This window comes from Herbidospora galbida (assembly GCF_005233835.1).
In the GTDB taxonomy this organism is placed as follows: domain Bacteria; phylum Actinomycetota; class Actinomycetes; order Streptosporangiales; family Streptosporangiaceae; genus Herbidospora; species Herbidospora galbida.
Map to the genome: position 1 here is coordinate 476,835 of NZ_SZQA01000001.1, position 22,321 is coordinate 499,155.

The 22,321-nt window shown below is 70.8% G+C and carries 17 protein-coding genes; 9 read left to right on the forward strand and 8 right to left on the reverse strand.

All coding sequences use genetic code 11. The annotated features are described in order from the left end of the window. Positions 1–94 precede the first annotated feature (94 nt). A complete protein-coding gene (locus FDA94_RS02300; protein WP_170990744.1) occupies positions 95–1,006 on the forward strand; it encodes an alpha/beta hydrolase in 912 nt (303 codons plus the stop codon). A gap of 52 nt (positions 1,007–1,058) precedes the next feature. Beyond that, the gene (locus FDA94_RS02305) at positions 1,059–1,748 is read left to right on the forward strand and encodes a haloacid dehalogenase type II (protein WP_137245317.1); all 690 of its coding nucleotides are present in this window, start codon (positions 1,059–1,061) and stop codon (positions 1,746–1,748) included. 53 nt (positions 1,749–1,801) lie between these two features. On the opposite strand, the gene FDA94_RS02310 is transcribed toward FDA94_RS02305, so the two are convergent. After that, on the reverse strand, positions 1,802–6,406 hold the full coding sequence (locus FDA94_RS02310) for an outer membrane protein assembly factor BamB family protein (RefSeq protein WP_170990745.1): 4,605 nt from the start codon (positions 6,404–6,406) through the stop codon (positions 1,802–1,804). Positions 6,407–6,483: 77 nt separating this feature from the next. Beyond that, entirely contained in the window at positions 6,484–7,605 is a 1,122-nt protein-coding gene (locus FDA94_RS02315; RefSeq protein ID WP_137245319.1) for a HupE/UreJ family protein, read from the reverse strand. 218 nt (positions 7,606–7,823) lie between these two features. Between FDA94_RS02315 and FDA94_RS40275 the strand changes: the two genes are divergently transcribed. Continuing rightward, positions 7,824–8,177, forward strand: a complete 354-nt coding sequence (locus FDA94_RS40275) for a winged helix-turn-helix transcriptional regulator (RefSeq protein ID WP_246059466.1) — start codon at positions 7,824–7,826, stop codon at positions 8,175–8,177. Positions 8,178–8,434: 257 nt separating this feature from the next. On the opposite strand, the gene FDA94_RS02325 is transcribed toward FDA94_RS40275, so the two are convergent. Then, on the reverse strand, positions 8,435–8,893 hold the full coding sequence (locus tag FDA94_RS02325) for a MarR family winged helix-turn-helix transcriptional regulator (protein WP_137245321.1): 459 nt from the start codon (positions 8,891–8,893) through the stop codon (positions 8,435–8,437). Between the two features lie 62 nt (positions 8,894–8,955). On the opposite strand from FDA94_RS02325, the gene FDA94_RS02330 reads away from it, so the two are divergent. Beyond that, positions 8,956–9,324, forward strand: coding sequence for a VOC family protein (locus FDA94_RS02330; protein WP_137245322.1), 369 nt, complete (start codon positions 8,956–8,958; stop codon positions 9,322–9,324). Positions 9,325–9,759: 435 nt separating this feature from the next. On the opposite strand, the gene FDA94_RS02335 is transcribed toward FDA94_RS02330, so the two are convergent. The 3 genes from FDA94_RS02335 to FDA94_RS02345 all read right to left on the reverse strand — a co-directional run bounded on the left by FDA94_RS02335 (position 9,760) and on the right by FDA94_RS02345 (position 12,903). Continuing rightward, positions 9,760–10,473, reverse strand: coding sequence for a calcium-binding protein (locus FDA94_RS02335; protein ID WP_137245323.1), 714 nt, complete (start codon positions 10,471–10,473; stop codon positions 9,760–9,762). A gap of 144 nt (positions 10,474–10,617) precedes the next feature. Next, complete coding sequence (locus FDA94_RS02340; protein ID WP_212735129.1) at positions 10,618–12,225, reverse strand: carboxylesterase/lipase family protein; 1,608 nt, start codon at positions 12,223–12,225, stop codon at positions 10,618–10,620. A 126-nt stretch (positions 12,226–12,351) separates the two neighbouring features. Beyond that, complete coding sequence (locus tag FDA94_RS02345) at positions 12,352–12,903, reverse strand: NADPH-dependent FMN reductase (protein WP_137245324.1); 552 nt, start codon at positions 12,901–12,903, stop codon at positions 12,352–12,354. Between the two features lie 114 nt (positions 12,904–13,017). Here FDA94_RS02345 and FDA94_RS02350 point away from each other — a divergent pair, with 114 nt between their 5' ends. The 4 genes from FDA94_RS02350 to FDA94_RS02365 all read left to right on the forward strand — a co-directional run bounded on the left by FDA94_RS02350 (position 13,018) and on the right by FDA94_RS02365 (position 17,691). Beyond that, on the forward strand, positions 13,018–13,947 hold the full coding sequence (locus FDA94_RS02350) for an AraC family transcriptional regulator (RefSeq protein WP_137245325.1): 930 nt from the start codon (positions 13,018–13,020) through the stop codon (positions 13,945–13,947). A gap of 393 nt (positions 13,948–14,340) precedes the next feature. After that, the gene (locus FDA94_RS02355; RefSeq protein WP_212735130.1) at positions 14,341–15,795 is read left to right on the forward strand and encodes an RICIN domain-containing protein; all 1,455 of its coding nucleotides are present in this window, start codon (positions 14,341–14,343) and stop codon (positions 15,793–15,795) included. A gap of 549 nt (positions 15,796–16,344) precedes the next feature. Beyond that, positions 16,345–17,256 (forward strand): alpha/beta fold hydrolase, encoded by a 912-nt coding sequence (locus FDA94_RS02360; RefSeq protein ID WP_137245326.1) that lies wholly within the window; start codon positions 16,345–16,347, stop codon positions 17,254–17,256. A gap of 129 nt (positions 17,257–17,385) precedes the next feature. After that, positions 17,386–17,691 carry a hypothetical protein gene (locus tag FDA94_RS02365; protein WP_137245327.1) on the forward strand — a complete coding sequence of 102 codons (306 nt, stop codon included), beginning with the start codon at positions 17,386–17,388 and terminating at the stop codon, positions 17,689–17,691. A 106-nt stretch (positions 17,692–17,797) separates the two neighbouring features. On the opposite strand, the gene FDA94_RS02370 is transcribed toward FDA94_RS02365, so the two are convergent. After that, a complete protein-coding gene (locus FDA94_RS02370) occupies positions 17,798–20,077 on the reverse strand; it encodes a glycoside hydrolase family 9 protein (RefSeq protein ID WP_212735131.1) in 2,280 nt (759 codons plus the stop codon). 164 nt (positions 20,078–20,241) lie between these two features. Here FDA94_RS02370 and FDA94_RS02375 point away from each other — a divergent pair, with 164 nt between their 5' ends. Continuing rightward, positions 20,242–21,297, forward strand: a complete 1,056-nt coding sequence (locus tag FDA94_RS02375) for a LacI family DNA-binding transcriptional regulator (RefSeq protein WP_137245328.1) — start codon at positions 20,242–20,244, stop codon at positions 21,295–21,297. A gap of 60 nt (positions 21,298–21,357) precedes the next feature. Here FDA94_RS02375 and FDA94_RS02380 read toward each other — a convergent pair whose 3' ends face one another. Continuing rightward, entirely contained in the window at positions 21,358–22,290 is a 933-nt protein-coding gene (locus FDA94_RS02380) for an AraC family transcriptional regulator (RefSeq protein ID WP_137245329.1), read from the reverse strand. Between the last annotated feature and the right edge of the window lie 31 nt (positions 22,291–22,321).

A 22,321-nucleotide genomic window follows, 5' to 3' on the forward strand; every position in this document is an offset into this window, starting at 1 on the left:
ATCGGGCACCGCCCGCAGGACGGCGCTCATCCGGGCGCGGTCACCCGACGGATGGCGGATGATCCCGGCGGCGGCGGCCGGGAGGATGGCCGCCATGGATCCCGAACTCGACCCGTTCGTTCCCCTGATCCCCCGGCCGAACTACGCCGACCCGGTGACCGAGCGGGCGATGACCGCCACCCTGGTCGCCGCCCTGCCCGCGCCGGACACCTCGGCGATGCGGGTGACCGACCAGGTGGTGCCCGCCGACCCGGACGTGCCGGTGCGGATCTACCGGCCGAGGGAGGCCCGGGGCGCCGTCGTCTGGCTGCACGGCGGCGGCGGCATCGTGGGCGACCTCGACACCGAGCACCCGTCGGCGGCCCGGCTCGCGGAGGCGTCCGGCGCGCTGGTGGTCTCGGTCGGCTTCCGCCTCGCCCCCGAGCACGTGTTCCCGGCCGCCCTCGACGACGCCTACGCCGTGCTGCGCTGGCTGGCCGACCACGCCGCCGACCTCGGCGTCGACCCCGGGAAGATCGCGGTCGGCGGCATGAGCGCGGGCGCCGGCCTCGCGGCCGCCATGACCTTGCGGGCCCGCGACGAGGACGGACCGCCGATCCGCTTCCAGCTCCTCAACCAGCCCATGCTGGACGACCGGCTGCACACCTGGTCGTCGCGCGCCTTCACGCGCACCCCCCGGCTGGACGCGGAGAACCTGGTCGCCATCTGGCGGGCCAATCTCGGCTCCGCCCCCGCGACGGCGTACGCCGCCCCGTCCCGGGCCACGGACCTGTCGGGCCTGCCGCCCGCCTACATCGCCACGGCCGAGTTCGACCCGCTGCGCGACGAGGGCATCGCCTACGCGCTGCGCCTTCTCCAGTCGGGCGTCTCGGTCGAGCTGCACCAGTGGCCGGGCACCTTCCACGGGTCCCAGGCGATCCTGTCGGCCCAGGTGTCCCAGCGGCAGAACGCCGAACTCGGCGCGGCGCTGCGCCGCGCCCTGGAGATGTCCGATTCAGCCGGTTAGCGGCAGGCGGGGCGGGGAGGTCCCGGAAGAGGCCACGGGGAGGAGCGTGACGATGAGTGAACCCCAGGTGCTCGTCTTCGACGTCAACGAGACCCTGATCGACGTCGAGTCGATGAGCCCGCTCTTCGAGAAGATCTTCGGTGACGCCCGGGTCATGCGCGAATGGCTCGGCCACCTGTTCACGTACTCGATGACGGCCACGCTGTCCGGCCTGTGGACGGACTTCTTCACCCTCGGCCAGGGGCTGCTCACGATGGTCGGCGACATCCACGGCGTCGAGATCACCCCGGAGGACGTCGACGACGTGAAGGAGGCGATGCTGACCATGCCCGCCCACCCCGACGTCGAGCCCGGCCTGGCCGCGCTCTCGGAGGCGGGCTTCCGGCTGGTCACGCTGACCAATTCGCCGTCCAACCCCGGCGGGCGGACCCCGCTGGAGCACGCGGGGCTGGCGCGGTACTTCGAACGGCGGTTCACCGTCGAGGCGGCCCGCGCCTACAAGCCCGCCCCGCAGGTCTACCACCTGGTGGATCAGAGCCTCGGCGTGCCGCCGTCGTCCTGCTTCATGGTCACCTGCCACGTCTGGGACAGCGTGGGCGCCCAGAGCGCCGGCTTCTCGGCGGGGCTGATCACCCGGCGGGGCAACGCGCCGCTGCCGGTGGCCGCGCTGCCGCGGCCCGACCTGGTCGCGCCGGACCTGCCCGCGCTGGCCGGCCTGCTCATCGAGCGCCGCCGGACGTGAGACGGCCGGCCCGGTGTTGAACCGGGCCGGCCGACTGCCGGGGCAGGCGCGCGTTACGGCGCGGAGACCCCGTCGAGGATGCTCACCGCGTCGGTGCCCGGCGTGACGACGAGCTTGCGGGTGAGGGTGTAGGAGCCGCCCGCCGGGACGTCGGCGTTGAACCGGCTCATGATCCAGTTGCCCGCGGCGTACACGTCGAAGGCGCTGGCCGGGGTGCCGTAGACGAGGCCGAAGACCTGCGGGTCGGTGCCGGTCATGCCGATGTACGGCTTGGTCGGCGCATAGGCCGTGTTCGTGCCCGGCACCACGATCCCGGCGCCCGGGATCACGCTGGCCTGGCCGGCCGCGTCGTGGTCCATGGCGTCACCGGTCCACACGTTGAGCGGGGCCGGGCCGGAGTTGGTCAGCTCCGTCGCCACCGTGGCGAAGTCGTCGCCCGGCTTCAGCGTGTACGTCGTGGTCGCCGTCAGGCCGGCGATACCGCTGACCGGGCCGGACACCCGGACGACGGCCTTGTCGCCGGTCGCCTGGACGATCTCGACGTCGGTGGCCGCGACCGTCCGGATGTCCCATGCGCTACCGCCGGTCGGCTGGGTCGCCGAGACGTAGGGCAGGTTGATCCAGTCGAACTGGTCGGCCATGCCGCGGACGGCGAGGTCGACCGGCTTGCCGCGGGTGCCGCCGGACAGCTGCGAGTCGTTGTAGGCGTCGGCGATGGCCATCGAGAGCTTGTCGTTCTCGAGCATGACGTCGCCGGCGCCCGCCTCGACCAGGCCCGAGCCGATCTGCTTGCCATAGCCCGCCTCGACCGTGACCGGGCTCAGCGTGACGTCGGCCACGCCGTTGCCCTCCGCCGGGACGGTGACCGTGCCGGTGGCGGACTGGTAGCCCAGCTTGGTCACCCGGACGTCGTACGGACCGGCCGGGGCCTCCACGCGGTACTCGCCCTCGGCGTCGGTGCCCGTGGTGGCGACCACCGCGCCGGCCTTCTCCAGGGTGACCCGGGCGCCCGCGACGGGGTCACCGCCCGAGGTGACCGTGCCGGCCGCGCGGGCGGCGTCCGGGACGCCGGAGTCGTGCAGGTCGATCTCGCCCGCCCACTTGGCGATGTCGCGGGTGGGGTCGCCACCGCTCGTCGCGTAGTCGGTCAGGTGGTAGAAGCTGAACTGCTTCGTCGCGCCGGGGGCCATCGTGGCGTCGTAGTAGAGGCCCTCGACGTAGCCGTACGCGCCGACGGCGGCCGGGGTGTCGAGCGCCCACGCCAGACCGTGGGCGGCCTGGCCGTTGGTGGTGGCGGCGTCGGCCCCGACGTAGACGTACTTGCCGGTCCAGCCCGTGGTCTTGAGGCCCGGGTTGGTGCCGGCGAAGCCGGGGATGCGGCCGTTGTCGACCGAGCTGTCGGGGTCGATCATGTAGTTGAAGTAGCCCTGGTAGCCCGTCGTGCCGGTGTTGGTCAGCTTGACCGTCATCTTCACGATCGGGGCGCCGGGCAGGGTCTCGTACCGGACCTGGGCCTTGATCGCCTGGTTGCCCCGGTACTGGCCGCTGCCGACCACGGCCGCGCCGTCGACCGCGAGGTCGGGCAGGTCGATCAGGTCGTTCGGCCGGTCCCACGAGTCGGGCGGGGTGAGGCTCGGACGCAGCAGCATCTCGCCCCAGTCGAGCGTCTCGGCGCCGTTGGCGTCGTTGAGCAGCAGGTCCGACAGGTGGCCCTGGCCGAGGCCGCCCGCGCCGTTGTTGGCGGCGGTGTACGGCGTGATGGACGCCCGGACCTGCTCGTTGGCCAGGTAGTAGTACTCCTTGCCCGCGACGAAGTCGGTGCGGGTGCTGCCGTTGCCGTAGTCCGGCGTGTACGCCGACTTCCCGGCGACCGGGTGGGTGACCTTGATCAGCTTCAGGTCGGCCTTCTCGTTCCCGCTGCTGCCGACCGTGACGCTGACGGCCGAGCGCTCGTCGGCGATCAGGCCGCGCTTGGCCGCGGTGACGTCCCAGGTCGCCGCCGCCAGGCCGAGCGTGTAGCGGCCCTTGGCGTCGGTGCTGGTCACGGCGGTGTCCTGACCGGCGGCGACGGCGGTGACCTTCGCGCCGGCGATCGGGTCGCCGGTCTCCTCGTCGGTGACCGTGCCGGTCACGGTCGCCCAGCGCGGCGCGGACTCGCCGCCCGGCACGTAGGCGTAGAGGTTGCCGTCCCAGGCGCCCGCCACGACGGTGTTGCCGCTGACGGCCGGGCCCGCGCCGACCCAGGTGCCGATCTCGTGGTTCCACAGGATCTGGCCGGTGTCGGTGGCCAGGGCGTAGAACCGGCCGTTGTTGGCGCCGACGAAGAGCGTGTCACCGGCCACGACCGGGCTGGACATGACGCCGCCGTGGTAGACGTCGCCGGGCAGCGCCCGCTCCCAGAAGACGTTGCCGGTCTGGGCGTCGAGGGCGACGACCGCGCCGCTCGGGAAGCCCATGTAGACCACGCCGTCCTTGACGGCCGCGGCGCTCGGGGTCGAGCCGCTGGAGACGAGCGCGGAGCGCGGGCTCTTGTACGTCCACAGCGTCGCGCCGGTCTTGGCGTCCCGCGCGACCATGCCGTTGTTGGCGCCGATGAAGACCTTGCCCTCGGCCGCCGTCGGCACGCCGTCCTGCCAGCTGCCCAGCGCCTCGGTGCCGGTCCACTTGCGGGCGCCGGTCTCCAGGTCGTAGGCGAGCACACGGTCGGCGGTCTCGTTGCCGACGAACACGGTGCCGTCCATGACGGCGGGCGTGCCGTCGCTCATGGTCGCGCCGGACATCGGGGAGGCCCAGATCTGCTTTCCGGTACGGGTGTCGAGCGCCTTCAGCACGCCCTGGCTGCCGATGCCGAAGCGGGTCTGGTAGGGCCAGAGCACCGTGTGGCCGGAGACGGCCGGCGAGTAGTAGCCGTAGGTGCGCTGGTTGTTCGGGGCCGGGGCCTGCTCGGGCACGGCCTTCCAGCGCAGCTCGCCGGTCTCGGCGTCGACGGCGTAGAGCTCCGAGCCGAGGGTCGGCGCGAAGACCAGGCCGTCGCCGAAGGCGAGGCTGCCGTGGATCGACTGCGGCACCTCGACGTTCCACAGCTCCCGGCCGTTCCGCAGCCGGATCGCGTGGATGCGGCTGTTGCCGTCGCCGTTCTCGTCGCGGGTGCCGGCGTACACGACGCCGTCGTGGATGACCGGCGAGCCGGTGAGGAAGGTGCCCTCGCTGCGGAAGCTCCAGGCCAGGCGGCGGCCCGGCTCCTGGGCGGGGGCGACGCCGGTGTGGCCCTGGTCGCCGTGGTGCTGGGTCCAGTCGTCACCGGCGACCGTCTTCAGCTCCGGCTCGTCGGTGAGGGTGAACTCGGCCGACTTGGTCCAGACCTTGCCCGCCGCGTCGGTCACCTGCACGTCGATGCGGTGCGCGCCGGGCGTCTGCTGGCTGTTGGGCAGGTTGCCGTGCCAGGTGAACTCGCCGCTGGGGTAGAGCGGCCGCCAGTTCTTGTCGCCCGCGATCTGGAAGCGCGCCGAGACGACCTCGTCGCCGGTGTCGTAGGCGTTGATCTGCACGTCGGGCATCCCGGCGGCCGGGACCTCCGAGCCGGGGGCGGGGTTGACGATCGTGATGCGCTCGTTCTCCCCGTACATGCGGAAGGGGTTCTCGAAGCCCGGGCCGGCCATGTGGATGTAGCGGAAGCCGCGGGGCGCGTTGTCGATCGTGTACGAGCTCGACACGGTCTGGATGTGCTTGGCGGTCGAGGCGAACGCCGACTTGTTCTCGACGTGGTTGGAGTGCTCGTGGCCGACCAGGATCAGCTGCGCCTTGTACTGCTCCAGCACGTCGCCGAAGGCGTCGTAGGTCGACGGCGAGCCGAACGGGACGTTCATCGGCTGGTGGGTCAGCACGACCACCTCGATGCCGTCGTGCACGTTGGCGGCGAGGTCGTCCTTGAGCCAGTTCAGCTCCTCGTCGAACGGCGCCGAACCGTTGTTCTCCAGCACGACGAAGTGCCGGTTGCCGTAGTTGAACGAATACCACTCCGGACCGACGTTCTTGCGGTAGTTCTCGATCCGGTCCGCGTACGCCGAACCGCCGGCGTACTCGTGGTTGCCGACGGCCGGCCACACGCCGACGGCCGACTGCTGGGTGCCGCGACGGTAGGTGTCGAACTGCCCCTGGCTGGCGTCGTTGGTGAGGTCGCCGCTGACCGCGATGAAGCGCAGGTCGGTGCCGGTGGAGTTGATCTCGCGGATCTGGTCGGGCAGCTGCGCGTTGACGTGCGGGTCGGCGATGTTGGCCCAGGAGAAGGTGTCGCCGTCGGACAGTTCGTCACGGACGAGCGCGAAGTCCGCGGTCGGCGTGGCGTCGTCGGCGAGCTCGCCGAGGTTCGCCCAGAACCTCGGCTCCTTGTACTGGTCGAGGCCGAAGCGGTAGCCGCGCGGCTGGGTGGCCCACACGATGTCCGTCCTGCGACGGTCGGTGGAGATCGCCAGGGTGTAGGAGCCGTCGGCGGCGGTCGTGGTGGAGACCGTGCCGTCGGAGACCCTGACGCGGGCCAGGCCGGCCTCGCCGGCGTCGCGGCGGCCGTCGCCGTTGGCGTCGACGTACACGACGCCTCGGACGGTCGCCTCCGGCGGGTCGATGGCGTTGGCGGCATATGTGGTGAGCGGACCCGCCACGACACTGAGGGCAAGCCCCAGCGTGACGGTGTACAGGACGACGCGCGCCCTATTTAACGCGTACAAATCAGAATCTTTCAGGTGAGGAGCGGGGACCGCTCGACGAACCAGACGAGACCGGCCCCGGCGACGGCCACAGCGGCCCCGACGGTGCCGAGCATGAGGGCGCGGGCGGCGACCGGCCCGGTGGCGGCCCTGCGCAGGAACAGCAACGCCGGGAAGGCGACCGCGATGATCGCGAGCTGGGCGATCTCGATGCCGACGTTGAAGGAGACCAGGTTGACCAGCATCGACACCGACGCCGGCCCGTCGACGCTGAGGGCGCCCGCGAAGCCGAGCCCGTGCAGCAGCCCGAAGGCGAAGACCACGGGCAGCCGGTGGCTCGTCCGGGGCGAGAGCAGGTTGTCGAGCGCCACGAACGCGATCGACAGCGCGATGAGCGGCTCGACGATCCACCCGGGCACGCCGACCCAGCCGATCGCGGCCAGCACCAGGGTCACCGAGTGGGCGACCGTGAACGCGGTGGCGACCTCGACGACGTCGCGCAGCCGCTTCGCGCCGAGCAGCAGCGCCAGCAGGAACAGCACGTGGTCGAGGCCGAAGAGCAGGTGCTCCGCGCCGAGCAGGACGAACCCCGGGATCTCCCCGAGCGGGTCGGCGTGCCCCACGGTGACGCTGGTGCGGGCCGCGTCGAGCAGGGCCGACCCGCGGATCCCGTCGACGTCGTAGGCGACCGTCGTCCGGACGTCGTCGACGAGACCGTCGGTGGCTCCGAAGACGTCGCTGCGCGCGGTGAGCGCGCCGGAGGCCGCGCACTCGTAGGCGAGCGCGACCCGCACCGCCCCGGAGTCGGTGAGCTCGACGCGGCCGCCCTCCTGGGCGGCGCACCCGATCGAGCTGCGGCTCAGCCGCAACGCTCCCCCGACGTACGCGGCCACCTCGCCCGCGTGCGCGTCGAGCGACGCCCGCCGCACCCCGGCCGGCACCTCGGCGACGCCGCCGTCCGCGTCCGGGCTCACCACCCCGTCGAGACTCAGCAGCCGGCCCAGGACGTCGTACTCGACGTCGACGACGGCCGCGACCTCCCCGCCGTGCCCCCGCAGGTCGACGGCGACCGAGGTGGCGCGGACGTGCGCCTGCGCCGGAGCCGCGGTGAGGAACGTGACAAGCAGGGCGGCGAGCAGGGCGAGCAGACGCACGGGGCACTTCCGTCATGGGGGGAATGGCGGTCGTTTCCCAACCTTGGAGTGATCGCTCCGCGCCCGGCAACACACGCCGAGCCAATTCACCGACCCTTCGGCTGACGGTCACCCCCTGGCCGAAAGGTGGGCGTTTGGTGGCCCGAATCCGAATTATTACTATCCAATCGGTACTGAGCGCCTTGAAGTGCGGTACCCGCCTGGTGGAGAGTGTGCGGGTGAACATCGACCTGACGCGGAAGGACTGCCCCAGCCGCCAGATCCTCGACCGGATCGGCGACACCTGGAGCGTCCTGATCGTGACCCTGCTGCGCGACGGGCCGCTGCGGTTCACCGAGCTGCACCGGCGCATCGAGGGGGTGACGCCGAAGATGCTGACCCAGACGCTGCGCGGCCTCGAACGCGACGGCCTGGTGACCCGGACCGTCTTCCCCGTGGTGCCGCCCCGGGTCGACTACGAGCTGACCGGGCTCGGGCGCAGCCTTGAGAACGTGGTCGACACGATCACGGCCTGGGCCGACACCCACATCGACGACGTGCTGACGGCCCGAGGGAGATACGACACCCGCTAGATCGCGCCGCCGCCGATCTCGGCCGTCGGCTGATCCGGCCCTCTCGCCGGGACGAACCCGGACCGGCCCCGATCCACCCCGCATGGCTGCGCCAGCGCACTTGAAGCGATCATCTGGACGTCGAAGACCCAGCTCGGCCACGAACACCACCACGCCCACACTCCAAGGGCCTGTGGACGCGAACCAGCCGGCGCATCCCGGCCCTCCACGCCGCCCTCTGGCACGACGGGAACACCCACGCACCCGTAGGACGATCCCTAGGTAGCGTCGTCGCTGTCGCGCAGAGAGTGGATCATGCTCTTCAAGAGCCGGAAGGCGTCCGACTGCTCGGTCTCGGTCAGGCCGGCCAGCATCCTCAGCTCGACCGATCGGACCGCCACGGTCGCCTTCTCGAGGCTCCGGCGGCCACGGGGCGTGAGTCGCGCGGGAAGCGCCTTCCCGACGGGGGCCTCGTCGGGCCTGGTCACGTAGCCATCTCGTTCCAGGGCTTGGAGCAGCACGTTCATCGACTGTCGGGTCACGAACGCGCCCCGCGCGAGTTCGGAGTTGGACAGGCCGGGTCGTTGAGCCAGCAGTTCGAGGCAGGAGTAGTGGGTCACGCTCATCCCGAGCGGCCGCAGCACCTCTTCCATGGCCACGCGGAGGGCGCTCGACGCCTCTTTCAACAGGTAGCCCAGTGACGTCTCCAGATTGACGCCGGCACCGTTTTGACTCATGTCAGTATTCTGACATAGATTGCCTCGTGTCAGGAATCTGACATGAATGGAGGAGCATCATCATGCCCGTCACCGGCCCCGACTTCATCTCCCTCCAGGCGCGCGACCTCGGCGCCTCGCAGGCGTTCTACGAGCGGTACCTCGGTCTCGTCCGTTCCCAGGCCGGACCTCCGCACGCCGTCGTCTTCGAGACGAAGCCGATCGCGTTCGCCCTCCGCGACGTCGTTCCCGGGACCGATCTCGCCTCCGTCACCCAGCCCGGCATCGGCGCCGCGATCTGGCTCCACGCCACCGACGTCCAGGCCATTCACGACGCTCTCGCCGCAGACGGTCACACCATCGTCTCCGCACCGATCGACGGCCCCTTCGGCCGGACGTTCACCTTCGCCGACCCCGACGGCTACCAGGTCACCCTCCACGACCGCGCCTGACAGCCGGTGCCCCGAGGTGTCCCGCGGCAGGAGCCACGGCATCACGGGCAAGAACCGTGAAGCGCGCCACCAGGAAAGACACCTACGAACGCCCTGCGCAGATCACCCTGAGAAGACCGAGACCGCCGTCGGCATCGGTTCCCGAATCGAGCCCCCTGACGCCCAATCCCGTGCAGCGGCAGCAGGTCTGACTTGGCCCTTCGGCCGCCTGGAGCAGCCGGTTCGGCGCATCCCACTCATTGATGCGACGCAGCTGCTGGCGGCCGGCACCGACATGGACGCCGTGCGCCGGGTGCCGGACCGGCGTCCCGCATGCCGCGCGTAATCGAGTGCGATCAGAAGGGCGTCCCGGTCTGTCTTCACACACCGACCATGGGCGCCCTTCGCCATGCCCGCAGCCGATCACCGATTCTCACATCAGCGATCTGGCGGCCGTCACTCGCAGCGCTTCGTGGTGTCGGCGCCGGGGCCGCCGTTGCAGGAGTCGACGCCGACACCGCCGTCCAGCGCGTCGGCGCCGGTGCCGCCGTTCAGTTCGTCCGCGTCGGCGTCACCGCGCAGTTCGTCGTCGCCGCTGCCGCCGTTCAGTTCGTCGGTGCCGGCGCCGCCGCTCAGGTCGTCGCTCCCCGTGCCGCCCAGGAGCTCGTCGGTCCCGATGCCGCCGCGCAGCTCGTCGTCGCCCGCCTCGCCGCGGAGCGTGTCGTCGCCGCCGTTGCCGCGGAGGTTGTCGTCGCCCTTGCCGCCGCGCAGGTCGTCGGCGTTACCGCTGCCGCGCAGCTCGTCGTCGCCGTCGCCGCCGAGGACGACGACCCGCTGTCCCTTCGGCAGGATGTTCACCTGGACGACGTCGTCCCCGTCCCCCGCCACGACCTTGATCTTCGTGGCGATCTTGACCACCACCGTGGTCGGGCTCTCCGCGACGCAGCCCTTGATCGAGCCGGCCTCGTCCTCCAGCCGGATGACGTCACCGTCCTGGGTGATGGTGAGGTCGTTGGCGACCCCGGGCTCGGCCGTGTAGAAGAGCTGTCCGCCGGTCCCCTCGGCGCACGTCCCGGCGATCACCGGGGCGGCCGCGGCGGGGACGGCTAACGCGGGCAGGACCAGCAGCGTGCCCGCCGCCAGCAACGCCGATCTTCTGAGAGTCGCCATGGTTCCTCCTGTGTGTGGTTCTCCGCTGAGACCTCACGTTAGGAACCGCGGCCGTCCCGGATCAGCGGAGCCGCCCCTAGAGATTCGGGGGGTTTCCCCCATGCCGCCGGACACCGGCGTCGGAGTCCGGCGGCGCTCAGCGGGTCAGGATCGCGCGGTCAGCGTGTCCCAGAAGGCCAGGTTGTGGGCGGCGGCCTGGTCCCAGGGGCCGACGCCGTGGGGGCCGAGGTCCAGTCGCTGGACGTAGGGCGTGGGGTCGCCGGGCCGTACCGGCTGCCAGCGCGGCAGGCCGGGACCGTTGGGGTCGCCGGTGGCGGCGAACCGCGTCCAGTAGTCGATCATCGTGTCGCTCAGCCGGCGCTGCTGCCTGTTCAGGGGGGTGGTGAGGGAGGTGGTGTCGAACAGGTACGACAGTTCCGAGCTGTGGAAGGCGAGCGGCCGGATGCCGTGGGACAGGGGGAAGAGCGGGGGCGCGGTCCGGTCGGTGAACTCGTAGGCGTAGGTGGGCACGTGCTCGGCGAACAGCAGGTTGCTGTCGCGGGCCACCCACGTCCACTCGAAGTCGCTCATGACGGCCGCCAGGGCCTGCAGCGGCGAACCGTGCGCGCTCGACGGATACTTCGCCAGCACGGCGGCGGCCTTGTCCCCGAAGTTCTTCCGTACGGCGGCCTCGTACGCCTCCTGCCCGGGGTCGGTGAAGAGCAGCGAGGCGAACAGCGTGCCCTCGTCGCGGGTGGTCCCGGCCACCACGGGCACCCGGTGGAACCGCCCCTCCGCGAACACCTTCGCGGGATCCTCCGGCAGGACGGCGTTGCCGTAGCCCGGCAGCGGCAGCGGCGTCCGGGCGAGCAGCTCGGGCACCGACTTGCCGCGCAGGCAGGCCAGCGCGGTGGCCGGATCGACGCACCCGAGCTCGGCGGCGATCACCTGGCCGTAGCCCTCGTGCGCCTCACGCGGGAGCCACAGCGGCGCGCCGAGGAAGGCGGTGACGCCGGCGGCGGCGAAGTCGCCCATCCGGCAGGCGCTGCTCTGCATGATCGCCCGATGGAACAGCCCGGCGGCGGAGGGCGAGGCGAGCTGCGCGCACACCGAGTGCGAGCCGGCCGACTCCCCCGCGAGCGTCACGTTGCGCGGATCGCCGCCGAAGGCGGCGACGTTGCGGGCCACCCAGCGCAGGGCGGCCTGCTGGTCCTCGATGCCGAAGGCGCCGCTGTTCTCCAGCCCCGGATAGCCGTAGAAACCGAAAACTCCCAGCCGGTAGTTGACGGTCACCACGACCACGTCACCCCGGACGGCGAGCCGTCGGGCGTCGTTGTCGCTGCCCGCCCCCGTCATCAGGCCGCCACCGTGCAACCAGACCACGACCGGCTTCCGCCGCGTGGACGAAGCGTCGGCCGGCGCGACCACATCCAGGTAGAGACAGTCCTCGCTGTCGCTGGCGGGGAGGCGCGTGACACCGGGAAGCTGGGCGCATCGATCACCGAAGACCGTCGCGGCGCGCACCCCCTGCCACGGCGCGACCGGCTGCGGCGACCGCCACCGCAACTCGCCGACGGGTGGAGCGGCGTAGGGGATGCCCCGGAAGATCCGGTGGTCCTTCGCCAACGCGCCACGCAGCCAGCCGGAGTCAGTGCGGACCGTGGCGGCGGCCTGGCCGCCGGACGGGGTCGCGGTCGCGGCGGCGGGTGACGCCGTTGTCATGAGGGTGGCCGCGGCCACGAGGGCGGTGACTCTTCGCCATAAGGGGATCATCGCCCGAAGGTACAAGATCGACACTGTCCGGACGCCGTTCCGTCCGGAACCTGGCGCGAATAGACGTGTCGCCGCTCGCCGGCCGATGTGCGGGTGCGCGGCTCGGCATCGGCCCGCACCGGATGCTCAGCCTCTGAGCGGACGCAAGGCCGAGCCCCAGGCCAGGACCTGGTCGAGGACGAGGTTCAGCCGGTCTTCGTGGAGGGCGGCCGGCTTGAAGCCGTCGGCGAAGTCGGTGTGGATCGACAGCCCCACCTGGTTCGACACGGTGGCCACGCTGAGCAGGCCCAGGACGTGGCGCAGGTGCGCGATCGCCCGGGGCGCTCCGTCGACGCCGTAGCCGACGAACCCGGCCGCCTTGTTGCTCCATTCGGCGTACAGGAAGTCGAGGGCGTTCTTGAGCGCGCCGGGGTAGGAGTTGTTGTACTCGGGGGTCACGATGACGAACGCGTCCAGGGGCGAGATCGTGGCCGACCAGCGCCTGGTGTGCTCGTGCTGATAGCGGCCCGTGGCGGGGTGCTCGGGTTCGTCCACGTTGCCCAGGCCGTAGTCCTTCAGATCGATGAGTTCGTACTCGGCGTCGCCTCGCTTGATCGCCAGATCGCGGACCCAGTGCGCCACCGCCTCGCCGTTGCGGCCGGGACGCGTGCTACCCAGGATGATGCCCACCTTCAGCATGCGGAATGCCTCCTCGCTCGGTTACGAGAACCACCGTAGGGAGAGCGGCTGAGATGGTGAATGCGTGATTATCCAATATTTTTAAGCGATCGTCTCAGGGGCTAGACTCTGCGCATGGACATGCTCAGCGACGTGGTGGCCTTCATGCGATGCGGCCGCCCCACCTCCCTCCGTGTCTCGTGGAGGGCGCCCTGGGGAGTGTCGTTCCGCGTGGCGCCCGGGTCCGCGGGGTTCCACGTGGTGCTGCGCGGGTCCTGCTGGCTCATTCCCGCCGATGGCCAACCCGTTCCGCTGAGCGTGGGCGACGTGGTGTTCCTGCCGCACAGCGGCCCGTTCGGGCTGGCCGACGATCCCGCGAGGCCGCTGGTCGAGTCCGACTGCGCCCCGCACTCGGAACTGTTCGCCTCGGCCGGCCTGGGGGGTGAGGGAACCGAGACGGTGACCCTGGCCTGCAGCTACCAGCTCGACCCCGACCGCACCCACCCGATCCTCAATGCGCTGCCCGGCGTGATCCACCTGCCCAAGACGCTCGGCACCCATCCGGAACTGCGCGCCGCCGTCGAACTGCTGGCCGCCGAGATCGACAACCCGCGCCCCGGCACCGACACCGTCGTGACGTCCCTGCTCGACATGCTGCAGCTCTACGTCCTGCGGGCCTACTTCGAGACCCAGGAGGAGCCCTGCACGATGTCCGGGTGGGCCGCCGCACTCGCCGACCCGGGTATCGGCCGGGCACTCGACGCCATCCACCGCACCCCGGCCCACCGCTGGACGGTCGAGTCGCTCGCCGTCCACGCGGGCATGTCGCGGGCCGGCTTCGCGCGCCGGTTCACGGGACTGGTCGGGCAGCCGCCGCTGGCGTACCTGACCTGGTGGCGCCTGGCGAGCGCGGCCCGCATGCTGCACGAGTCCGAGGCGTCGGTGGCGGAGGTGGCCGAACGCGTGGGTTACGGATCGGAGTTCGCCTTCGGCAACGCCTTCAAGCGCGAGTTCGGCGTCGCGCCGGGCCGCTTCCGGCAACGAGCCGGCCGCGGAGCCGCTTGAACCGCGCTGCTGCGGGTCTGCGCGTTGAAATGAATGCGTTCAGAATCGACTGTGTCGACTGCTCTGCACTCGCCCGCGGGACCGGTGCGACGACCCAGCCCCCGAAGACGGGTTGACCAGGCGTTATCACCGGCTGCCGCCGGAGATCGGCCCCACGGGATCGCCACTGCCGCCGGATGTCGACCGCCCGGAGATGACTCGCGTCAGGGAGATGTTGACAGCCCATTTGTGAGCCCCAACACTTTCGGAAACACGGCAGAAACACGAGACAGATGTTAGCGCTAACAGCTCCTCACTGATCTGCCGTGTTCCGCTCCCCGCAGTGCAGATCTAGTGATGGGACATCTCATGGCACTGAACATGGCGTCTGATGGTCACTCATCAGGACCATCGTTGCGCCGGTTACTGGTCGCCGCCGTGGTGACCGTGCTCACCGCAGCGGTGAGCCTCGTCGTCTCCGCGCCATCGGCCCATGCCGCCACCAGCCACTTCCGGGGCATGAACTGGGCCGTGCTGGGTGACAACTTCACCACCGGCACACTCGTCGTGCAGGGCCTGAGTCAGTCCGACAGCAATGCGACGGTTCGCGCCAAGGCCAACGCGATCTACGACAGCATGGAATACCTCATGGGCGTCAACACCGTCCGGCTGCCCATCAACACGCACACCGTGGCCAACACGAACTGGTGGAACTCCTACCGCGGCGCCATCGACGCCGCCACCGAGCGGGGATTCAAGGTCATCCTGGCCTACTGGGAGGACGGCGCCGCCTCCGGCGGCCGGATCACCAACCTCGCCGCGTGGAACACGATGTGGTCCAGCGTGACCAGCACGTACGGCTCGAACGGCAACGTCTACTTCGAGCCGATGAACGAACCGCACGGCTACAGCTCGGCGGAGTGGCGCAACGTCGCGGCCAACTGGCTCAGCTACCACACGTCGGCGGTGCCCGGCCGGGTGCTCATCGGCGGCACCGGCTTCAGCCAGGACCTGCGGGACATCTGCAACGACAGCCGCTTCAACTCGACGCTGCTGTCCTTCCACTACTACACCTTCTTCTACGGCGCGATGACCTACGACGAATTCCGGAGCCACATCCAGACGCGTCTGGGCAACTGCGCCTCCCGCGCGGTCGCGACCGAGTTCGGCGCGCCGATGGCCACCGGCCTCAACTACGGCGACCCGAACAGCACCGACAACTTCGTGCGCTACCTCCGCGCCATGGCCCAGGTCATGCGGGACAACCAGATGGGCGGCACCTACTGGCCCGCCCTCGGCGGCAAGGTGACGGCGGGCCTCGGCTACGACCACTACTCGATGTTCGCCCTCGGCGGCAGCGGCACCAACCTCAACCTGTCCACCCGCAACGGCTACGGCGCCAACCGGGTCCGGTACGCCTGGGGCGACGCCGTCAACGACTCCCCCTCTCCCTCGGCATATCGGATCGACGCGCGCCACAGCGGCAAGGCCATGGAAGTCCGGCAGCCGAACACCAGCAACGGCGCGCGGGTCGGCCAGTACACCTACGGCGGCAACGCGTGGCAGCAGTGGCAGTTCCAGGACGCCGGCAGCGGCTACTGGCGCATCGTCAGCCGTCACAGCGGGAAGTGCCTCGACGTGGTGAGCGCCTCGACCGCCGACGGCGCCGAGCTCGTCCAGTACACCTGCGGCACCGGCGCCAACCAGCAGTTCCAGATGGTCACCAACGGCGGTTACTTCCAGCTCCGGGCGCGGCACAGCGGCAAGTGCGTGGACGTGCCGGCCGCTTCGACCGCGGACGGCGTGATCCTCAAGCAGTACACGTGCAACACCGGCGCCAACCAGCAGTGGTCGCGTACGGGCGTCTAGAGCTGTCCGGGTAGGTCCGTGCGCCGGTGCACGTGGATCAGATCGGCCGGGGACCGGCCCTGCGCGTCGGCCACGTCGACGCGTGCCCCGGCCGCACGCAGGGCACGGACCAGCGCGGGCGGCCCGATCGCGACCGCGTGGTGCAGCGGGGTGCTCGGGCCCGCGCGGTCCGGCGCCCAGCCGGCGGGAGGGCGGGAAGGACCGCCTGCCGCACCAGGGGGTGCAGCTCGTCGAGGGTCAGCCGCCCGGCGCGAGGGAGATCGAGGTCGGCTCGGTGTAGTCGATCTTGACCTGACCCCCTCGACCTTGCCCTGATCGTGGAGCGTGGTGTCGACGGTCATCTTCCGATCGCCGACCGCTTCGCCTGGCGAGGCGGGCCGCCGGGGCTGCGTTCTGACGGAGATGCGCGCTTTGCGGGGGCTGTCCCTACCGCGTACGGGAGCCTCAGCCGCAGTGCCGATACGCCTGCTCGCCGCATTCTGTGATCAACCGGACCACCGAATGATGGGTGACGCCATCCCCACAGCACCCGTCCCCAGAGGATCAGTCATGTCCCCCACCACGCCCAGCCGCCGGTCCGTCCCCCGCGCTCTGCCGGTTCTCGCCCTGCTGGCCGTCTGCGCCGTCACGGCCTGCAGCGGCCAGGACTCCCCTTCCGCGCCTCCGGCCGCCACCCCAGCCGCCTCGGCCGAGAACGCTGGAGCGGAGCTGCACATGATCGAGAATGACGGTCACCGGCTGGCCTTCTACGTCATGCGGGGCGACAGCTCCACCATCGTCCTGGATTCGGGCGGCGGCGAGTCGTCCTCGCAGTGGAAGGACATCGTTCCCCGACTTCACGCAGCCACCAGGGCCACCGTCATCACCTACGACCGGGCCGGTCTCGGCAAGAGCGACGTGGTGCCCGGGCCGTGGAAGGTCGAGAGCGCGGTCGGCGACCTCAAGGCGGGACTCAAGCAGTTGGGCGTCACCAAGGACGTGATCCTGGTGTCCCACTCCCAGGGTGGCGAGATCGCGAACCACCTTGCCCAGGACAATCCGGAGATGCTCTCCGGTGCGGTCCTGGTCGACGCCAACCTCCCGCAGTTCTTCACCGACGAGCAGATCCCCCGTCTCGTGGCCGCGGGCCGGCCGGCGGTGGACGCGGCGAAGAAAGACCCGGCGAAACCGGAGAACCGCCAGCTCATCGCCACCGCCGAGGGGTTCGCCGCGGCGCACCGGGCGTTCCACGAGGTGACGTGGCCGGGCTCGGTGCCGGTGACGGTCATCGTCTCGGAGAAGACTCCGTTCGATGGCTCTCCCGTGGACGCCCGGCGCTGGCGTGACGCCGCCGCTTCGTTCGTCCAGGCGGCGCCCAATCGAAAGCTCGTCACCGCCGAGGGCACCTCCCACGATGTGCCGGCGGAACGTCCCGACCTCGTGCTCCAGGAGATCGAGGACATGTTCGCCGCACAGCACTGACCCCGCAGGACGTATCGAACTGATCTCGGCAGCCGAGTCGGGCGTGAACTGCGGTGATGGGGGCACCCGGCCGTGATGAGCGGCTGGAGGGGTTTCACTCCCGAGGAAGGACGGCGATTCGATGGCCTGGTGGCCGAGAAGGTGCCTGCCGTGTTGAGCGTGATCAGTTTGGAGGTGCAGATCAAGACGCCTGAGGACCTGAAGCGGCTTTCCGGGGACCTCGAGCTCGTGACGCGGGACATCGCCGGGCCGACGCTGGGGATGGGGCCGCCGGCCCTGTTCGTCGCCTCGACGCTGGTCATCCGGCATCTGGTGGAGGCGTTGGCGACCGCCTGCGGCGAGGACCCCGAGAAGACGTGGGGCAGGGAGGCCGCCGCGATCATGCACAACCTTGAGCGGCTGAGCGAGGACGATCAGGCGCACGGCATCGACTGATCGCGTCGGCTCCGCGGGGGTCTGGTGGTGGCTCGGGCGGCACTGTTCGTGCCGCCCGAGGCATGAGGCGAGGCGTCGCGGAACGGGGAGGGCGCCGGTGCGTTCCCTACCGAGCGGTGCAGGTCACTGCGGTGGGGGTCGTGTTGGCGCCGTTCCAGCCGCCGTTGAAGCCGAAGGACGTCGTGCCGCCGGGCGTCAGCGAGCCGTTCCAGGACAGGTTCGTCACGGTGACGGCCGAACCGCTGGTGGTGTGCGCGCCGCCCCACAGCTGCGTGATGGTCTGGCCGCTGGGGAAGGTCCAGGCGACGGTCCAGCCGGTCAGCGCGGTGGTGCCGGTGTTCCGCACCTCGACGGAGGCGCCGAAGCCCGTGGGCCACTGGTTGACGACGGTGTAGGTCGCGGCGCAGGCCCTCCCACCGCTGGGAGACGGCGACGGGCTCGGACTCGGTGAGGGGCTGGGCGACGGAGACGGGCTGGGGCTCGGAGACGGGCTGGGGCTCGGGGAAGGACTCGGGCTCGGGGAGGGGCTGGGGCTCGGTGACGGGCTGGGGCCGTTGGTGCCGGCCTTCTCCGCGGTCCAGGCGCCCATCCAGGCCAGGACGGCGTTCCAGTTGATGGCGACCTCGTTCACCGACCAGGCGTCGATGTCGTCCAGGTAGCACTTCTGCGGCCGGCAGCCGCTGAGGCGCTGCTGGGCGACGGGGTCCTGCAGTCCGCTGTTGGGACCGCCGGCCAGGGAGCCGGGAGGTGCGATCGGCAGCGAGCCGTCGATCTGGTTGGCCCAGAAACGGTGGTGCACGTTGCGGGAGGGCTTGTCGCCGTAGCCGGTGACGTAGGAGTAGCCCATCGGGTTGCGGCCGAACTCGTACGCCATCGTCTCGAACACGCCGGTGCGGAACCGCTCCGCGCCGGTGAAGTCGTGGGCCAGGGCCAGCAGGACCGCGTTGTTGAGGATCAGGTTGTTGGACCCCCAGATGTAGCCGCCTCCGTTGGGCTGGAAGGGCACCGGGTAACCCTGGCCGCGCATCACGTTCAGCAGGCCGTCGGCCGCCGAGACGAAGGAGGCGCGCAGTTGCGAGCCGATGGAGGAGGTCAGCCCGTTGGGCACCAGCGCCAGGGTGATGTCACCCAGGCTGCCGACCTCCGACCACTGGGCGCCCTCGTTGGTGAAGCTGCGCCCGTAGTACAGCGAGGAGGAGGTCAGGTCGTTGCGATAGGACTGCTTGCCGGTCGTGGTGTACAGCTCGGCGGCGGCCCAGTAGAACTCGTCGGTCACCTTGCCGTCGACGTACGAGCCGCCGCCGACGTCGTCGGAGGAGGGGGCGATCCTCGACGGGTTGGCCTTGGCGGCGGTGTAGGCCTTCTCGGCTGCGGTCAGGCAGCGGGCGGAGAAGGCGGAGTCGATGGAGGCCCACACCCGGGCGCACTGGGCGGCGGCCGCCGCCAGGTTCAGGGTGGCCGCGGTGGAGGGGGCCGACAGCACGCGGGGCTGCGGGTCCTGGGCGGGCAGCAGGGGCAGTCCGGTCCAGTTCGCGTCGTGCATCTTGTGGTGGGCCATGCCGGCCAGCGGCCGACCGTCGGGGACCTGCATCTTCAGCAGGAAGTCGATCTCCCAGCGGGCCTCGTCGAGGATGTCGGGGACCCCGTTGCCGCGTTCGGGGATGGACATGGTGGCGTCGCCGAAGGCCGAGGGGTCGGCGCCGGGGATGTTCCTGGCCCGCTCGTAGGCGTTGACCAGCTGCCAGGCCGACATGCCGCCGTTGACGACGTACTTGCCGTGGTCGCCGGCGTCGTACCAGCCGCCGCGCACGTCCAGCCGGTAGCCGCAGTCGTTGCGGCACGGCACGTTGGCGTCGCCCTGGTTGGGGGCGACGTTCAGGTGGCCGGCGGCGCGGGCGTACTGGCTGCCGCCGGCGTACTGGGAGGTGATCGCGATGCCGCTGCGCTGGTGGTAGAAGAAGGCCAGCGCGTCGTAGGGCAGCTTCTTCCAGGCGGCCGTACCGATGTCGAAGGGGTGGCTGGACTCGTTGTTCACGGTGAGCACGAAATCGGTGCCGGTCCCCGTGTACGAGGAGAAGTCGATTTTGTGGACGGAGTCTCCCGAGGGCGAGTCCGAGCCGAAGACGGTGGTGCTGCCGGTGGCCACCACCTGGTCGGAGCTGTTCAGCAGGCTCCAGGCCAGCGGCGAGCTTGAGTTGCTGATCACGGTCGCCTGTTTCGCGACGCCGGGCGCGTAGGCGACCTGGTTGACCTTGATGTTCTGGCCGAGCGCCGGGCGGACGAGCGCGTTGGCGGTGTCGGTGGTGACGATCGCGGTGATCGATGCCGCGGCCAGGGCGACGGCCAGTGCCGCCGCCGAAAGCCGCATCCGGCCTGAGGTGTTCACGTGGAGTCCTCTCAACCCATGGGCTTCGCATCTTGCGACCGCCGGGCCGGAAGAAGACAGTTACCAGGACGAGGGAAAGCATTTCGTGCAGCTCACGGCGATTTCTGCGGCGAATGATTCTGTAAATTTCACGACATTTTCCTGACGATCCTTAGAATCACAGCGTGACCGCCATCCCCCGCGACCCGCATCCGGCGCCTCGTCCCCGCCAGGAGGTCACGCTCGCGCACATCGCCAAGCTGGCCGGCGTGTCCGCCCCGACCGTCTCCAAGGTGATCAACGGTCATCCGGGGGTGTCCAGCAGCACCCGCCGCCGGATCGAGGACCTGGTCAAGGAGCACGGCTGGCGGCGCCGACCGGACACCGGCGAATCAAGCGCGGTCGTCGAGGTCGTCTTCGAGTCCTTGGACAGCCTGTGGGCGCTGGAACTGATCCGGGGCATGGACGAGGTCACCCAGGCGTACGGGATGGTTCTGGGGCTGACCGACATGCGCGGACGGCGCTCCCCGCACGCGAGCTGGATCGACCAGGTGCTCGCCCGCCGCCCGCTTGGGGTCATCGCGGTCTCGGCCGACATCGCCGAACGCCACCACGAGCGCCTGGCCAGCCGTAACATCCCGCTGATCGCCCTGGACCCGCGCGGCGAGCCCGAGCACGGCGTTCCGTCAGTGGGGGCGACGAACTGGAACGGCGGCCTGTCGGCCACCCGGCACCTGCTGGAGCTGGGACACCGCCGGATCGCCATGGTCAACGGCCCCGACACGCTGATGTGCTGCCGGGCTCGCCTGGACGGATACCGCGCGGCCCTCGACACGGCCGGTGTTCCCGCCGATCCCGGCCTGGTCCGCACCGCCCCGCTCTACGTGGAGGGCGGCCGGATTCAGGGCGCGGCGCTGCTGGAGTCGCCTGATCCGCCGACGGCCGTCTTCGCCGCCAACGACCTGCAGGCGCTGGGGGTCTATCAGGCGGCCCATCGGGCGGGGCTGCGCGTACCGGAGGACGTGAGCGTCGTGGGGTTCGACGATCTGCCGCTGGCGCAGTGGGCCGACCCTCCGATGACCACCGTCCACCAGCCGTTGAAGAAGATGGGCACCGCCGCCGCCCAGATGGTGCTGACCCTGGCCTCCGGCGCGGCGCCGGCCGAGGACCGGGTGGAGCTGGCCACCCGGCTGGAAGTACGCGCCAGCACCGCCCCTCCGGCCCCGCCTCGCCGTCGCTGAGTCACCGATCAGCTGACCGGCGGGCGCGGAGCGGGCGGTCCCCCCGGCCATCTGCCCGTGTCACCCGCCGGCACGGTGGCTGCTGGGAGACACGCCGCGGACCCGTTTGAACGCCACGCTCAACGCGAACGCGTTCGCGTACCCGACCCGGCGGGCCACCGAGTCGATCGTCGTGTCGGACGACCGCAGCAGGTCGGCCGCGAGGGCGATCCGCCAGCCGGTCAGGTACGTCAGCGGCGGCTCCCCCACCAGGCCGGCGAACCGGCGGGCGAAAGCGGCCCGTGAGGCGCCCACCTTCTCGGCCATGGACGCCACCGTCCACGGATGGGCGGGGTCGTCGTGGATCAGCCGCAGCGCCGGGCCGATCAGCGGGTCGCTCTGGGCGGCGTACCAGCCGGGGGCCCGCGCCTCGGGGCGGGCGAACCAGGCGCGCAGGGTCGCGATCAGCGCCAGGTCCAGGAGCCGGTCGAGGACGACCCCCTGTCCGGGCCCTTCGTTGTCGACCTCGTGGGCCAGCAGTTCCATGACCGGCGAGGGCGTGCTCGACCTCGGCACCAGCACGATGTCCGGCAGCGCGTTCAGCAGCCGGTCGCTGACCTCGCCGCTGACCTGGTAGGTGCCGCTGGCCACGACCGCCGATCCTTCGGCGGAGCGTCCGCTCGTACGCGGACCGAGGCGCAGCTGGTCGGTGACGTCGGTGCCGTCGAGGGTGGTCAGCCGGTTGCCCGGGTTGACGACGATGTCGGGCGGGGTGGCCGGGTCGTCGCCGACGGTGTAGTGGTTCGGGCCTTTCACGATGGCCACGTCGCCGGTGCGCAGCAGCACCGGTTCCCCGTCGTCGGGGACGATCCACGCGTGCCCGCGCAGCGTGGTGGCCAGGGCGAGCCGGGCCTCGTCGGCGATGCGCAGCGCCCACGGCGGCTGCAGGATCGCCTGGCAGAAGGCCGCGCTGCGGGCGCGTACGCCGTCGAGGAGGTCGGCCAAGGGGTCCATGTCTCACAGCGTAGACGTACAGACATGGAAT

Bases quoted from the DNA above. Each gene is read 5' to 3' on its own strand.
- FDA94_RS02300 (WP_170990744.1), top strand. From the start codon at position 95: ATGGATCCCGAACTCGACCCGTTCGTTCCCCTGATCCCCCGGCCGAAC.
- FDA94_RS02335 (WP_137245323.1), bottom strand. From the start codon at position 10,473: ATGGCGACTCTCAGAAGATCGGCGTTGCTGGCGGCGGGCACGCTGCTG.
- FDA94_RS02330 (WP_137245322.1), top strand. From the start codon at position 8,956: ATGCCCGTCACCGGCCCCGACTTCATCTCCCTCCAGGCGCGCGACCTC.
- FDA94_RS02360 (WP_137245326.1), top strand. From the start codon at position 16,345: ATGTCCCCCACCACGCCCAGCCGCCGGTCCGTCCCCCGCGCTCTGCCG.
- FDA94_RS02345 (WP_137245324.1), bottom strand. From the start codon at position 12,903: ATGCTGAAGGTGGGCATCATCCTGGGTAGCACGCGTCCCGGCCGCAAC.
- FDA94_RS02305 (WP_137245317.1), top strand. From the start codon at position 1,059: ATGAGTGAACCCCAGGTGCTCGTCTTCGACGTCAACGAGACCCTGATC.
- FDA94_RS02325 (WP_137245321.1), bottom strand. From the start codon at position 8,893: ATGAGTCAAAACGGTGCCGGCGTCAATCTGGAGACGTCACTGGGCTAC.
- FDA94_RS02380 (WP_137245329.1), bottom strand. From the start codon at position 22,290: ATGGACCCCTTGGCCGACCTCCTCGACGGCGTACGCGCCCGCAGCGCG.
- FDA94_RS02340 (WP_212735129.1), bottom strand. From the start codon at position 12,225: ATGATCCCCTTATGGCGAAGAGTCACCGCCCTCGTGGCCGCGGCCACC.
- FDA94_RS02350 (WP_137245325.1), top strand. From the start codon at position 13,018: ATGGACATGCTCAGCGACGTGGTGGCCTTCATGCGATGCGGCCGCCCC.